Below are 13,214 nucleotides of genomic sequence, written 5' to 3'. Positions count from 1 at the left end.
AAAAGCTGCGTATTAGAAGACTGAACTTAATAAAGATTGAGGTATAGCGCAATGCAACAACTGAATCCATCCGAGATCAGTGCGCTCATTAAACAGCGTATCGGCGATCTGGACACCAGCGCGACCGCTAAAAACGAAGGAACCATTGTTATGGTTTCCGACGGTATTGTGCGTATTCACGGCCTTGCTGATGCAATGTACGGTGAAATGATCGAATTCGACGGCGGCTTATACGGTATGGCACTGAACCTAGAACAGGATTCAGTGGGCGTCGTTGTTTTAGGTAACTACTTAAGCCTTCAAGAAGGTCAAAAAGCACGTTGCACAGGTCGTGTATTAGAAGTTCCGGTTGGTCCAGAACTTTTAGGCCGTGTAGTAGATGCTTTGGGTAACCCAATTGATGGTAAAGGCCCTATTGATGCAAAATTAACTGATGCTGTTGAAAAAGTAGCACCAGGCGTAATTTGGCGTCAATCAGTGGATCAACCTGTACAAACTGGTTATAAGTCAGTAGATACAATGATCCCTGTAGGCCGTGGTCAGCGTGAGTTGATCATTGGTGACCGTCAAACTGGTAAAACAGCAATGGCGATCGATGCGATCATCGCTCAGAAAAACTCTGGCATTAAGTGTGTATACGTAGCTATTGGTCAAAAACAATCGACTATTGCTAACGTTGTGCGCAAGCTAGAAGAAACTGGCGCTATGGCGTATACCACTGTTGTAGCAGCAGCTGCAGCCGATCCAGCAGCAATGTTGTACTTGGCTCCATACTCTGGCTGTACAATGGGTGAATACTTCCGTGACCGCGGTGAAGATGCACTGATCATTTATGATGATTTGTCTAAGCAAGCTGTTGCTTACCGTCAAATTTCATTATTGTTACGTCGTCCACCAGGTCGTGAAGCGTATCCAGGTGACGTATTCTATCTTCACTCACGTCTTCTTGAGCGTGCTTCGCGCGTTTCTGCTGACTACGTTGAGAAATTCACGAATGGTGAAGTTAAAGGCCAAACTGGTTCATTAACTGCATTACCAATCATTGAAACTCAAGCGGGTGACGTATCTGCATTCGTACCAACGAACGTAATTTCGATCACTGACGGTCAGATCTTCCTTGAAACATCATTATTCAACGCAGGTATTCGTCCTGCTGTGAACGCGGGTATCTCTGTATCTCGTGTTGGTGGTTCAGCGCAGACTAAGATCATCAAAAAATTGTCTGGTGGTATCCGTACTGCTTTGGCGCAATACCGTGAATTGGCAGCGTTTGCTCAGTTCGCTTCTGACCTTGATGAAGCAACGCGTAAGCAACTTGAACATGGTCAACGTGTAACTGAATTAATGAAGCAAAAACAATATGCTCCATATTCAATTGCTGACCAAGCTGTTTCAATTTATGCATCTAACGAAGGCTACATGGCTGACGTTGAAGTGAAGAAAATCGTAGACTTTGATGCTGCGTTAATCTCTTACTTCCGTTCAGAAAATGCTGCGTTAATGCAAAACATCGATGAAACTGGTGATTACAACAAAGACATCGAAGCTGCAATCAAAGCAGGTATTGAAAGCTTTAAAGCGACTCAAACTTACTAATTTCAACTTCAGTTGGATTTAGTTTTGGTTTGGTTCACGGATCAACCTTCGAGGGCTCGAAAGGGCCTTCGAATACTAGGTTAAGCGTATGGCAAATTTAAAAGAAATTCGCGCCAAAGTAGCTAGTATCAAAAGCACGCAGAAAATTACTCGCGCGATGCAGATGGTAGCAGCTTCTAAGATGCGTCGTGCGCAAGAGCGCATGGCTCAAGGCCGTCCGTATGCCGAAAATATGCACCGTGTAATTGCTCACTTGGTTCAAGCGAATCCTGAATACAAACACCGTTATATGGTTGAACGCCCTGTAAAGCGCGTTGGCTATATCATTGTGTCTTCAGATCGTGGCCTTGCTGGTGGTTTGAACATTAACTTGTTCAAAAAAGTGGTTAAACACGTACAACAGCAACAAGAGCAGTCAATTGAAGTTCAATTTGCTTTAATTGGTCAAAAAGCGGTTTCGTTTTTTAAAAACTACGGCGGTAAAGTGCTGGGTGCTACGACAAATGTCGGTGATACACCAAGCCTTGAACAGTTATCTGGTTCTGTACAGGTGATGTTAGACGCGTTTGATAAAGGCGAGTTAGATCGTATTTATCTTGTGTCAAACGGCTTTGTCAATGCCATGACTCAAAATCAAAAAATCGAACAACTTGTTCCTTTAGCAACTGCTGAAGAAAACAAGACCCTTAACCGTCAATACGGTTGGGATTATATCTATGAGCCTGAAGCTGAACAGCTTTTAAATGGCTTATTGGTTCGTTATATCGAGTCTGTGGTATATCAAGGCGTGATCGAAAACATCGCGTGTGAGCAGTCAGCTCGTATGGTTGCAATGAAAGCTGCAACGGACAACGCAGGTGATTTGATCAAGAGCCTACAACTTATTTATAACAAGCTGCGTCAAGCCGCGATTACTCAGGAAATTTCTGAGATCGTTGGTGGTGCCGCTGCCGTTTAACATTATTTTGAATTGAGGAGACAGCAATGAGTAGCGGTCGTATCATTCAGATCATCGGCGCGGTTATCGACGTCGAGTTTGAACGTAACAGCGTTCCTAAGATCTATGACGCTCTCCACGTTGATGGCACTGAAACTACATTAGAAGTTCAGCAACAACTTGGTGATGGCGTAGTTCGTACTATTGCAATGGGTTCTACTGAAGGCCTTAAGCGTGGTTTGAACGTAACGAATACTAACGCTCCAATCTCTGTACCAGTGGGTACAGCGACTTTGGGTCGTATCATGGACGTTCTTGGTCGCCCAATCGACGAAGCTGGTCCAGTTGCGACTGAAGCGCGTTTGCCGATTCACCGTCAAGCACCTTCTTATGCTGAACAAGCAGCTTCTACTGACCTTTTAGAAACTGGTATTAAAGTCATCGACTTACTATGCCCGTTCGCGAAAGGTGGTAAAGTTGGTCTGTTCGGTGGTGCCGGTGTTGGTAAAACTGTAAACATGATGGAGTTGATCAACAACATCGCGAAAGCGCACTCAGGTTTATCTGTGTTTGCTGGTGTTGGTGAGCGTACTCGTGAAGGTAACGACTTCTATCACGAGATGAAAGACTCAAACGTTCTTGACAAAGTAGCAATGGTCTACGGTCAGATGAATGAGCCACCGGGTAACCGTTTACGCGTAGCGTTGACTGGTTTGACCATGGCTGAGTACTTCCGTGACGAGAAAGACGAAAACGGCAAAGGCCGTGACGTACTATTGTTCGTCGACAACATCTACCGTTATACACTAGCAGGTACTGAAGTATCAGCACTTCTAGGTCGTATGCCATCTGCAGTAGGTTACCAACCAACGCTTGCAGAAGAGATGGGTGTTCTTCAAGAACGTATTACATCGACTAAGTCTGGTTCGATTACGTCAATCCAAGCGGTATACGTACCTGCCGATGACTTAACAGATCCATCACCTGCAACTACATTTGCTCACTTAGACGCAACTGTAGTATTGAGCCGTGACATCGCATCTTCTGGTATTTACCCAGCGATCGATCCACTTGACTCAACTTCACGTCAGTTAGATCCACTAGTTGTGGGTACTGAGCATTACGAGATTGCTCGTTCAGTTCAAAACGTTCTTCAACGTTATAAAGAATTGAAAGACATCATCGCGATTCTTGGTATGGACGAACTTGCTGAAGAAGATAAGTTGACTGTTTACCGTGCGCGTAAAATCCAACGTTTCTTCTCTCAACCGTTCCACGTAGCTGAAGTGTTTACTGGTGCTCCTGGTAAACTTGTACCGCTTAAAGAAACGATTCGTGGCTTTAAAGGTCTTTTAGCTGGTGAATACGATCACATTCCAGAACAAGCGTTCTACATGGTTGGTGGTATTGACGAAGTAATTGCTAAAGCTGAGAAACTTTAATTAGTTACCTAATTTAGGAGATTCTCATGGCGACTATGCAGTGTGATGTTGTAAGTGTTCAAGAGTCTTTGTACTCTGGCACTGTAACGATGCTAATTGCTAAAGGTGCTGGTGGTGAATTGGGTATTATGCCTGGTCACGCGCCACTAGTAACTTTACTTCAACCGGGTGCGATTCGCGTTCTGTTGGAAAACGGTACAGAAGAGTTAATCTATGTATCTGGTGGTGTTTTAGAAGTTCAACCGCATGTTGTTACGGTACTTGCAGATACTGCAGTCCGTGCAGAAAACTTAGATGAAGCTGCAATTTTAGAAGCGCGTAAACACGCTGAACAATTGCTTGCAAATCAAAAGAGCGACTTGGACTCGGCTGCTGCTTTGGCTGCTCTTGCAGAAACTGCTGCTCAGTTGGAAACCATCCGCAAAATCAAAAACCGCGCTCAATAAGCGACGGTTTAAGATTGAAAAAGCCACCGAAAGGTGGCTTTTTTTATGCTATAAAATAATTTTGCTAAGTACAAACACATGCAACTGATAGAACAAGAACCACATTTTTGGGAACTTTATCAAGATGATCATCAATACTATTTGGGAATCGCGGTGGACATGAGTTCGGTGGTCTCTTGTTGGGACATCTTTCTCACTGCTGAACAGATTGATGTTTATCAGCAGCAAGGCAGAGAGAGCATTGCGGTTTTAGCCAAGACGCTTGTGGATGCGGTATATCGTGGTGACTTTAGCTATTTACATCAACATCAGGTTTCAACCGAGCAAACACAGGCGATGCAAACCGCCTTTCAAAAATGGCGAACAGGCTAAACATTCTTTGAATAAAAATAGAAAATTGGCTACGTAGTGGCCTTTTTTATTACCATACACATTTTGTGTTGCTTAGAGGAATATTTGAAATATTGTTCAAAAAAACAACAAAAGGCCTGTCCTTAATCTCCTATGTTTGTGTTATTGGTTGAGCACAGTTCTTAATAAAAGTCTGACTCACTTTGGGTTATGGAGCGTAAAAGATGGCAACAACAATGAAAGCCGCAGTCGTCACTGCATTCAATCAACCTTTACAAATTCAAGACGTTGAAATTCCAAAAATTAGTGATGGTAAAGTTTTGGTCAAAATGATTGCGACGGGTGTTTGTCATACCGATTTACATGCGATGCATGGGGACTGGCCTATTCAACCACATTTGCCCTTCATTCCTGGTCATGAAGGGGTGGGTAAAGTCATTGAGATAGGCGCAGGTATTAGTCATCTGAAAGTAGGTGATGTGGTGGGTATTCCTTGGCTTTATTCGGCGTGTGGGCATTGTGATCATTGTTATGCCGGTTGGGAAACCTTATGTAAACAACAACAAAATTCAGGTTATTCGGTCAATGGCAGTTTTGCAGAATACTGTTTGGCCGATGGTAACTATGTTGGCGTGATCCCAGACGGTGTTGATTTGTTCGCAATCGCACCGATTTTATGTGCGGGGGTAACCGTCTATAAAGGGCTTAAAATGACGGAGGCCAAAACAGGGGATTGGGTGGCAATATCAGGTATTGGTGGCTTAGGGCATGTCGCGGTGCAGTATGCCAAAATTATGGGCTTTAATGTAGTTGCGATTGATGTCGATGATACTAAGCTAGAGTTGGCAAAACAGCTAGGTGCAGATGTTGGCGTGAATGCGCTGAAAGTTAATGTTAAAGATGCAGTGTTGGAGGCGACGGGTGAGGGCTGTCATGGGGTACTGGTGACTGCGGTATCACCCAAAGCGTTTGAACAGGCCGTTTCAATTGTGCGTCGCGGTGGAACAATGGTGCTGAATGGCTTGCCACCTGGGAAGTTCGATCTCTCTATTTTTGACATGGTTTTGGATGGGATTACTGTTCGGGGCTCGATTGTCGGGACACGTTTAGACCTGAAAGAAGCCTTAGATATTGCAGCACGTGGCAAAGTAAAAGCCCATATTCACGTAGAGCCTTTAGAAAATATCAATGATATTTTTGAGCGGATGGAGCAGGGCAAAATTGATGGGCGAATCGTGATTGATTTTAATCTTTAAATGGATATAGGGGATTCATCGCATTGAAAATATCCGATGAATCCTCTAATGCTTTTATGATGCTTTTTCACTTGATGCGGGCTGTAACAGTAACATCTTGGCCAATTTGAGCATTTCTGTTTGCACCGAAGTCATTTGTTGTTCAATTTTGTGTAAATCGACTGATTGAAGGTCAACTTTGCCATTTAAATAAGGTAAATCGAGGACTTGTTGGTTGGTAGACATGATGTTTTGTCGAATAGAGTCAACTTCCTGACTTTTTAAATCTAAGCTATTTAACGCACGGTTGAAGTCTGTGAGTTGCTGATGCAGAGCATTGACTGATGTTTGTAGTGCTTGCTGGTCTTTATCTGTTAAAGCTTGCTCTACGTCAGTTTGAGTTTGTTTCAGTTGTTGGACGTAGTCACCTGCTTTTAATTGCATGTCGGCAACATCACGGACCACATAAATCATGTTGCCATTTTTTAATTCGGTCTCAGGATTATTATGAGAAGGACTGTGTTCTTCTACGTCAGTGGAATTTGCTGTTTGAGTATCCTGTTCTGTCGCCTGATTACAACCGAATAAGCTGATTGCAGCAACAAAAATACCAAAAGGTAGTAAGGCACCTTGCAGAAGTTTTTTCATAATCTTGACTGGTCTCAATTTAACATTGTATCGCTTTAAAGAAATTATAAAACGACTACTTCACTTTCCAAAGTCAGGCTGCAAAGCAACAACAAAAAGGGGGAGCTATAAAAAAGAGTGCTGGTCGCACTCTTTTGATCTTTGGGAAATCTTACATTCCTGGTACGATTTTAATAATATTGTGATTTAACACATTGGTTAAAACATAATCGCCATTCACTTTGATCCACTGTTCATTTTTGCCTGGCTTATTTAATTTTTTGTATTTACTGTGGTCAACTTTGTAACTCTGACCACGGTATTGCGTTGGAACGGGATTACCTGGTTTCCATGTCGCCGATGGGCGAGTCATTTGCTTATTCCCAGCTTTATTATTGCTTGCGGGTTTATGTTGATTTTGTGCATGGTGACTTGAAGCGTCGTTATGCATGCTTTGATGATTTGCATTATTGTGATTCTGAGTTGCGTGTTGTTTGTGATCTTGTGAATTTTGTGGAGCAGCAAAAGCGGGAGCTGCCACTAACGCAGTGGATAAAGAGAAAACAACAGCTTGTACTAAACGATTCATGATCTACCAACCTTAAACTTTCTATCTTGTTCTGATCGGTCTATTAAAGCAGTAAGTGATTGAGTTAATTTGAATTTAATGTTGTATAAATATTAAAATAATGAAGAAATTAAGAAGAGGTTTTTAAAACATCAGCAGCCAATGAATGACTGCTTGATGTTCAGAATAGTCTATTATTTTTGCAGCTCAGTTTGAATGGCATCCACAATACGCGGATCATCTGCGGTAATGTCAGGTGCAAAACGTGCCACCACTTGTCCTTGTTTATTCACGAGGAACTTTTCAAAATTCCAGAGTACTTCTGGTGGTTCATTTGGGGTAAGACCATAATCGACTAAATCTTTCCACCAAGGTCCTTCACCAATGCGTTCAGGAATGGCATTGATTAAGGTTTCATAGAGTGGATGTTTATCTTCGCCTGCGACAGAAATTTTTGAAAATAAAGGGAAATCAATTTGGTAGTTAACTGAGCAAAATTCTTGAATTTCGCTATCACTACCTGGCTCTTGTGCCAAGAAGTTGTTGGCAGGGAAGCCTAAAATTTCTAAACCTTGATCTTTTTGTTGCTGATAGAGTTTTTCTAAACCTTCATATTGTGGGGTTAAACCACATTTTGATGCCACATTGACAATCAAAAGGACTTTACCTTGATATTGGTTCAAGGTGATGTTCTCTCCCTGAATGGTTTTTACAGGAATGTCATATACAGACTGGTTCATACACAGATCCATTGATTTTTATCGGGTGTTGATGTTGTAACGAGAATTCACGTCAACTTCAAGTTGAATCCTGCAAGTGAAGTAAAAAGAGGCTGAAGCTGCTGGTTTATTCGCGTAATTGCGCAGGCGTTTGTCCTGTATAGCGCTTAAAGAATTCAATAAAACTAGAACTATGTTGATAACCCAAATCATAAGCCAATTTTTTAACTGTCGATCCTGCATGCAGTTGATCAATCGCATACAGAATTTTTGCCCGATTGCGCCATTCTGCGAGACTGAGTTGCAGTTCTTGTTGGCTTAAGCGGAGTAAATGCCTTTCGGTAAACTGAAATTCATGGAGGATTTGTTGCAAACTTTTGGCAAAGCATTGCGGATTGGCCAGTTGTTGTAAGATTGGCTTTAAAACACGGTGTTGTGTTTGTGGTAGGTAGTGTTCATAAGCAGGTGCAGTACGCAGTTGATCCAGTAATACATGAAGTAAATGTTCGTATTCCGCAGAGGTTGTTACAGGCTTTTGACGTAAAACCTCTTTAATTAAATGGCGGAGAAAAGGACTGATTTCGACGGCTTTGGTGGTTTGGGGAAAGTATTTGCAAAGCTCAGGATGGAGATGAATACAAATATAATGGGTCGGCTGAATTTCACGTGCAATGCAGGCATGTGCAGTATGGGCGGGAATCCAAAGTCCGTAATTGGGTGGAGATAAATGGTGTATTCCTTCAATTTCATAATCCAAAATACCATTTAAACTGAAATTAAAATCACCCCAGATGCAAGAATGTGCTGCAATTTCGTCATTTCTTGCATAAAAATATTCATGTACTTCAATCAATTGAGATAAATCAGTGTATGCATAGCTGTTCATGAAAGATGCCCATATTGATACGAAGTGGGAGTGGATGCCAGACGGATGAATCTGCCATATCAATGTCTGAAAAAACGTATGTTTATTATTTCAGACTTTTAGCACAATAGTCATTTAAGACCTTGTAACTGAGTGGGCAAATGCAGCAAAAAAAATGGGCAAAATTGGCGGTCATGCTACCCTTGATTGCAGTTTTTATCTGGTCGCTGAATATTGCAGTGACGCGTTATGTCGCGGATTATATTTCACCTGTGAGCATTAGTTTTTATCGTTGGCTGGTGGCTTTTATTGTGCTGACTCCAGTGATGCTACCCAAAGTGTGGCAGCAGCGTCAGTTAGTTGCGTTGCATTGGAAGCAATTTGCAATACTCAGTGCCTTTGGTATGTTGCTCTATCAAGGTCTGGCATATAGCGCTGCGCATTATACCACCGCGACCAATATGGGGATTATTAATGCTTTTATTCCAATTTTTACCATTTTTGTTTCCATCATTATTCTAAAAGAAGTACCCAATCGTTTTGCCGTTATGGGAAGTTTGGTGTCATTTCTAGGTTTACTTTATGTGATTGCACAAGGGCAGTTACAGACTCTGCTGCATTTAGGCGGGCATTGGGGCGATCTGCTGATGGTGATTGCAGTGTTCTTCTATGCTTTTTACGGGGTATTTTTAAAGAAGTGGCAACTGAAAGTGCCACTCATGATCAGTTTGTACGTACAAATAGGATTTTCTCTGATTTATCATTTGCCTTTTGTACTATGGTTGGGCATCGATCGTTTAGATATGCAGAATACGGCAAGTGTTTTATATGCAGGCTTATTTGCATCCCTGATCGCACCTTGGGTGTGGATGCTTGCTGTACAGCGTTTGGGGCCCAATCAAACCAGTATTTTTATGAATCTGATGCCCATTTTTACAGCAGTATTGGCTTATTTTTGGTTGCATGAAGCGTGGACGATACATCACACCATTGGTGGGATCATTATTATTACGGGGATTACTATGGCACAAATAAAATCACGGCAGGCGCAATCTGAAGCAGCAGAGTCAATCAATATGGTGAATAAATAACCAAACAGTAAATTTTATTGATTTATTTTTCTTGGACTAAACTACCAGTTATAAGTGCAAATTTGCATGCTGTCAAATGATTATTTATTTAAAAATATTTTAAAAATAGAAGGATAGTTTGACTTTTTGAGAAAATTTCACATTTTAATCATGCATTTAATCAAAAGTTAAGCTGGGATAATGGATTTGTATTTTGATTTGAAATGTTAGATAATATTCACATCAAGAATGATTGGTTAAGTATTTCTTAATAATACTTTAAATCTAACATTCAGCAAGATTTTTGAACCCTCTGGATGTGATTAACACACATCCTTTTTATGCTCAATCAACCTATTTGATTGAGCTTTTTTTTGTCCAAATTTCTATAAAATTCATTATTTTATTCGCTTATGCACGAATAATTTGACCTGTTTCAGCATCTAAAATACGACTCGGTTCCTGACTTAAACCTAAATCACCGTTTAGATAGGTTAAATGATGGTTAAAGTATTTATTGGCTTCTTGCAGTGAACGTGCAGGTTCAAGTCCCGCAGGGTTAGCACTGGTCGATACGATAAAACCATGAAATGCATTGCAAAGAGCCACACATAAAGGGTGAGTGGTCACGCGAATGGCGACTTTGGGATGATTGCCTTTGATCCAAATGGGAATGTCCTCACTCGCAGGTAGTAACCAAGTGGTTGCACGTTCAGTCGGGTTAGAGTGGCTCCAAGAGGCGATCACGGTGTCACGCATTTCTGGGGTGAGTCCTACCAGTAAGTGTTCGACTTGAGAAATATGCCCAGCCAATAAGATGACACCTTTTTCAATTGGACGCTGTTTTAATTTTAAAATTTCATTAAATGCAGCTTCGTTATAGGGATCACAGCCTAATCCCCACACTGCCTCTGTTGGGTATGCCAAGACCTGTCCGCGTTTTAAACTATCGGCAGCTTCAGCAACAGAGGTGGTAATCATTTCCATGTCCTAATTTAAGCAAAGGCTTATTCTGAACCTTATTGGCTGGGACGACAACGCAAATAAACCCCAGATTGTTGCATACATAAGCCTAAAAGCTCCAGTTCCATCAACTGGGCAGTCAGTGAGGCGGTATCTTGCTTCAGATGGATGGCCAAATGATCCAAAGGATAGCCCGTCCAGTTCAGTTGATTGTAAAGCGACATTAAATGCTCAGGAATCTCGGGCTTTGCGAGTGGTTGTGTGGTTGAGTCACCCTGAGATTGCTGCTGCGCTTGCCATTGAGTCGGTAAAGCGAGGTCTTCTAAGACTTGTTCAGGATGATCCACCAGAATTGCGCCTTCACGAATCAGTTGATGGCAACCTTGATGGAATTCACTATAAATATGTCCAGGAATCGCAAACACCAATTTGCCTTGTTCTGCTGCAAGTTTAGCGGTAATGATCGAACCACTTTTTAAACTGGCTTCAGCAACAATCACGCCTAAAGAGAGTGCACTGACAATTCGATTGCGGCGCGGGAAATGATGTTGCAGGGGTGGAGTATGGGGTAAAAACTCACTGATGATAGCACCCGACTGCTGCAAAATTTGCTGGCGAAGTTGCTGATGCTGTGAAGGATAAGTTTGATCAAGTCCTGTGCCCATCACTGCCAGTGTACGTTGATGGGATAAAGCGCCCTGATGTGCAGCCTCATCAATGCCTTGTGCTAAGCCGCTGCTAATGACAAAACCTTTTTCACTAAGATAGTACGAAAAATCATAGGCGATTTGTCGACCATGCGGACTTGGTTTACGACTGCCAACAATCGCAATTTGTGGCTGCATCAAGAGCGAAAGTTGCCCTTGTCCAAACAGAATCGGGGGTTTATCACTATAAGGCAGCAGTTGTTGTGGGTATTCAGGATCGTGATAACTCAGTACAAAATCACTATGTTGCTGAATTTCCTGAATGACGTGCTGAAACTTATTTTGTTCAGGCGCTGTGTAAAACTGTTGCGCGCGTTGAATATGATTTTTATGTAAACCTAATTTTGACCAACCCTGTAAATTGTGAGGCTGTACCGCATTGTGGGCTGTACCAAAGTGTTGTTCTAGTTTGTAAAAACTGCTGAGCGAGTGCTGAACCAAATACCACAAGGTAATGATGTCCATTTGCACTTGTGATAATGGTTTCAGCATAGGAACTCCGAATTAATCGTCCATTAAAGGTGGTTGAATGTAAGCACCGATTTTGATTGGTAAGGAACTGTCGAGCACATAACCATAGCTAAAGTGATCAAAAGTTTTAAATACCATTAAGTTACCAATTTTCTGTCCAGGCAATTGCACCATTTCTTTGGTTTTCGGGTCTCGAACCTGTTCACCTTTTTGGTTGATGCTAAATACATGGCCCACTTGTACGCCTTCAAAACTACCGCGGTCTATCGTCACGACGCTGTGTTGGGCAGCAGTGCCAATAGAGCCCATCACTCGAACAATTTGCCCTCCAGCCGTTACATCTTCCGCCATGGTTGGATAAAACAGGGTAGGCAACATTGGGTCATAAACAGGCAGTACACGGTCACCACGACGTACTTCGGCATTAAAGCTATCTGTTAATTCCAGTGTTGTGATGTCATTTTCACTTGCAACAGCTATGCCCGTCGCCACCTGATTCAACTCAAGCCCAGCATTATACTTTTTGCCTTTTTCATTGTTGAGGGTGTACGGGTCGCCTTCGCGATAAACCGCATATTGCTGACCCACTTCTAAGCCATTGCCACGCGCATAGATGGTTTGACCTTTGGCTGCCAATACGCGTTGATCGGCGGTACCCAGTACATAAGGTGTATTGTCCACTGACTCAGGAGCAACAATGGTTGAATGTTCTAACCATTGTTTAATATTGTCTAATGGAATTACAGGAATAGCATTATTTAAGGATTCAATTCGCACTTGGGGTTGTAACTTGGTTCCCCCTGCATAACGACGAATAATACCATCACAGCCATCACCTTCATCTTTGCCAATCAGGGGCTTACCTTGATAGCTACACAGTAAAAGTTTATCGCCAGGGAAAATCCAGTGTGGATTTTTCACGTGACGGTTACTTGCCCAAATTTCAGGCCAGCGCCAAGGCTTATCTAAAAATTTCCCCGAAATATCCCAGAGGGTGTCACCCTTTTTCACCACATAAACTTGTGGTGCACCCGCTTTTAATGAAGGTGGATTAATATTACGAGCTGGTGCAGCTTCAACCACTGCGATAGAACCAACACTGATCGCCAAACCGACAGTCAGTGCCAACAATTGCTGTTTAAACCCCAAGGCACTAAAAGATGGCATGCCCTTCAAAACCTTTTTCATTATCATAATTCCTAAAATTATGTACGTAA

Annotated in this window: 14 protein-coding genes; 7 read left to right on the top strand and 7 right to left on the bottom strand. The window is 42.2% G+C overall.

Translation table 11 applies throughout. From position 1 onward, the window contains the following. The first annotated feature begins 51 nt into the window (after window positions 1–51). From atpA to adhP, 6 genes are all read left to right on the top strand, one after another. On the top strand, window positions 52–1,596 hold the full coding sequence (gene atpA / locus M5E07_RS15405) for a F0F1 ATP synthase subunit alpha (RefSeq protein WP_004684423.1): 1,545 nt from the start codon (window positions 52–54) through the stop codon (window positions 1,594–1,596). A gap of 88 nt (window positions 1,597–1,684) precedes the next feature. After that, window positions 1,685–2,554: a F0F1 ATP synthase subunit gamma gene (gene atpG, locus M5E07_RS15400; protein WP_004684424.1), complete on the top strand. Its 870-nt coding sequence runs from the start codon at window positions 1,685–1,687 to the stop codon at window positions 2,552–2,554. A 26-nt stretch (window positions 2,555–2,580) separates the two neighbouring features. Further along, window positions 2,581–3,975, top strand: coding sequence for a F0F1 ATP synthase subunit beta (atpD, locus tag M5E07_RS15395; protein WP_104221778.1), 1,395 nt, complete (start codon window positions 2,581–2,583; stop codon window positions 3,973–3,975). Window positions 3,976–4,001: 26 nt separating this feature from the next. After that, window positions 4,002–4,421, top strand: a complete 420-nt coding sequence (locus M5E07_RS15390) for a F0F1 ATP synthase subunit epsilon (RefSeq protein ID WP_016165598.1) — start codon at window positions 4,002–4,004, stop codon at window positions 4,419–4,421. A 78-nt stretch (window positions 4,422–4,499) separates the two neighbouring features. Beyond that, a complete protein-coding gene (locus M5E07_RS15385; RefSeq protein ID WP_252220533.1) occupies window positions 4,500–4,793 on the top strand; it encodes a hypothetical protein in 294 nt (97 codons plus the stop codon). Window positions 4,794–4,996: 203 nt separating this feature from the next. Further along, the gene (gene adhP, locus M5E07_RS15380; protein WP_116763344.1) at window positions 4,997–6,028 is read left to right on the top strand and encodes an alcohol dehydrogenase AdhP; all 1,032 of its coding nucleotides are present in this window, start codon (window positions 4,997–4,999) and stop codon (window positions 6,026–6,028) included. Between the two features lie 54 nt (window positions 6,029–6,082). Here adhP and M5E07_RS15375 read toward each other — a convergent pair whose 3' ends face one another. From M5E07_RS15375 to M5E07_RS15360, 4 genes are all read right to left on the bottom strand, one after another. Further along, window positions 6,083–6,655: a PM1805 family lipoprotein gene (locus M5E07_RS15375; RefSeq protein ID WP_116763342.1), complete on the bottom strand. Its 573-nt coding sequence runs from the start codon at window positions 6,653–6,655 to the stop codon at window positions 6,083–6,085. Window positions 6,656–6,806: 151 nt separating this feature from the next. Beyond that, window positions 6,807–7,223 carry an RcnB family protein gene (locus M5E07_RS15370; protein ID WP_116763340.1) on the bottom strand — a complete coding sequence of 139 codons (417 nt, stop codon included), beginning with the start codon at window positions 7,221–7,223 and terminating at the stop codon, window positions 6,807–6,809. 173 nt (window positions 7,224–7,396) lie between these two features. Further along, window positions 7,397–7,942, bottom strand: a complete 546-nt coding sequence (locus M5E07_RS15365) for a glutathione peroxidase (protein WP_116763338.1) — start codon at window positions 7,940–7,942, stop codon at window positions 7,397–7,399. Window positions 7,943–8,048: 106 nt separating this feature from the next. Beyond that, window positions 8,049–8,807 (bottom strand): AraC family transcriptional regulator, encoded by a 759-nt coding sequence (locus M5E07_RS15360; protein WP_252220531.1) that lies wholly within the window; start codon window positions 8,805–8,807, stop codon window positions 8,049–8,051. A 140-nt stretch (window positions 8,808–8,947) separates the two neighbouring features. On the opposite strand from M5E07_RS15360, the gene M5E07_RS15355 reads away from it, so the two are divergent. Then, window positions 8,948–9,877, top strand: coding sequence for a DMT family transporter (locus M5E07_RS15355; protein WP_252220528.1), 930 nt, complete (start codon window positions 8,948–8,950; stop codon window positions 9,875–9,877). Between the two features lie 390 nt (window positions 9,878–10,267). Here M5E07_RS15355 and tsaC read toward each other — a convergent pair whose 3' ends face one another. Genes tsaC through M5E07_RS15340 form a run of 3 tightly spaced genes read right to left on the bottom strand, consistent with a single transcriptional unit; the run spans window position 10,268 to window position 13,185 of the window. Continuing rightward, complete coding sequence (tsaC, locus tag M5E07_RS15350; protein ID WP_252220526.1) at window positions 10,268–10,837, bottom strand: L-threonylcarbamoyladenylate synthase type 1 TsaC; 570 nt, start codon at window positions 10,835–10,837, stop codon at window positions 10,268–10,270. Window positions 10,838–10,875: 38 nt separating this feature from the next. Further along, window positions 10,876–12,018: a DNA-processing protein DprA gene (gene dprA / locus M5E07_RS15345; protein ID WP_116763330.1), complete on the bottom strand. Its 1,143-nt coding sequence runs from the start codon at window positions 12,016–12,018 to the stop codon at window positions 10,876–10,878. Between the two features lie 12 nt (window positions 12,019–12,030). Then, complete coding sequence (locus tag M5E07_RS15340; protein WP_252220524.1) at window positions 12,031–13,185, bottom strand: LysM peptidoglycan-binding domain-containing protein; 1,155 nt, start codon at window positions 13,183–13,185, stop codon at window positions 12,031–12,033. Between the last annotated feature and the right edge of the window lie 29 nt (window positions 13,186–13,214).

The organism is Acinetobacter tibetensis, assembly GCF_023824315.1.
GTDB lineage: Bacteria > Pseudomonadota > Gammaproteobacteria > Pseudomonadales > Moraxellaceae > Acinetobacter > Acinetobacter tibetensis.
Note: the sequence above shows the minus strand (reverse complement) of the source record. Positions and strands in the feature narration are given on the sequence as shown.

What these genes read in the sequence shown, in the direction of transcription:
- M5E07_RS15390 (WP_016165598.1), top strand. Translation starts at nt 4,002, where the DNA reads ATGGCGACTATGCAGTGTGATGTTGTAAGTGTTCAAGAGTCTTTGTAC.
- M5E07_RS15360 (WP_252220531.1), bottom strand. Translation starts at nt 8,807, where the DNA reads ATGAACAGCTATGCATACACTGATTTATCTCAATTGATTGAAGTACAT.
- tsaC (WP_252220526.1), bottom strand. Translation starts at nt 10,837, where the DNA reads ATGATTACCACCTCTGTTGCTGAAGCTGCCGATAGTTTAAAACGCGGA.
- M5E07_RS15370 (WP_116763340.1), bottom strand. Translation starts at nt 7,223, where the DNA reads ATGAATCGTTTAGTACAAGCTGTTGTTTTCTCTTTATCCACTGCGTTA.
- atpG (WP_004684424.1), top strand. Translation starts at nt 1,685, where the DNA reads ATGGCAAATTTAAAAGAAATTCGCGCCAAAGTAGCTAGTATCAAAAGC.
- M5E07_RS15340 (WP_252220524.1), bottom strand. Translation starts at nt 13,185, where the DNA reads ATGAAAAAGGTTTTGAAGGGCATGCCATCTTTTAGTGCCTTGGGGTTT.
- M5E07_RS15375 (WP_116763342.1), bottom strand. Translation starts at nt 6,655, where the DNA reads ATGAAAAAACTTCTGCAAGGTGCCTTACTACCTTTTGGTATTTTTGTT.
- adhP (WP_116763344.1), top strand. Translation starts at nt 4,997, where the DNA reads ATGGCAACAACAATGAAAGCCGCAGTCGTCACTGCATTCAATCAACCT.
- M5E07_RS15365 (WP_116763338.1), bottom strand. Translation starts at nt 7,942, where the DNA reads ATGAACCAGTCTGTATATGACATTCCTGTAAAAACCATTCAGGGAGAG.
- atpD (WP_104221778.1), top strand. Translation starts at nt 2,581, where the DNA reads ATGAGTAGCGGTCGTATCATTCAGATCATCGGCGCGGTTATCGACGTC.
- M5E07_RS15355 (WP_252220528.1), top strand. Translation starts at nt 8,948, where the DNA reads ATGCAGCAAAAAAAATGGGCAAAATTGGCGGTCATGCTACCCTTGATT.
- atpA (WP_004684423.1), top strand. Translation starts at nt 52, where the DNA reads ATGCAACAACTGAATCCATCCGAGATCAGTGCGCTCATTAAACAGCGT.
- dprA (WP_116763330.1), bottom strand. Translation starts at nt 12,018, where the DNA reads ATGCTGAAACCATTATCACAAGTGCAAATGGACATCATTACCTTGTGG.
- M5E07_RS15385 (WP_252220533.1), top strand. Translation starts at nt 4,500, where the DNA reads ATGCAACTGATAGAACAAGAACCACATTTTTGGGAACTTTATCAAGAT.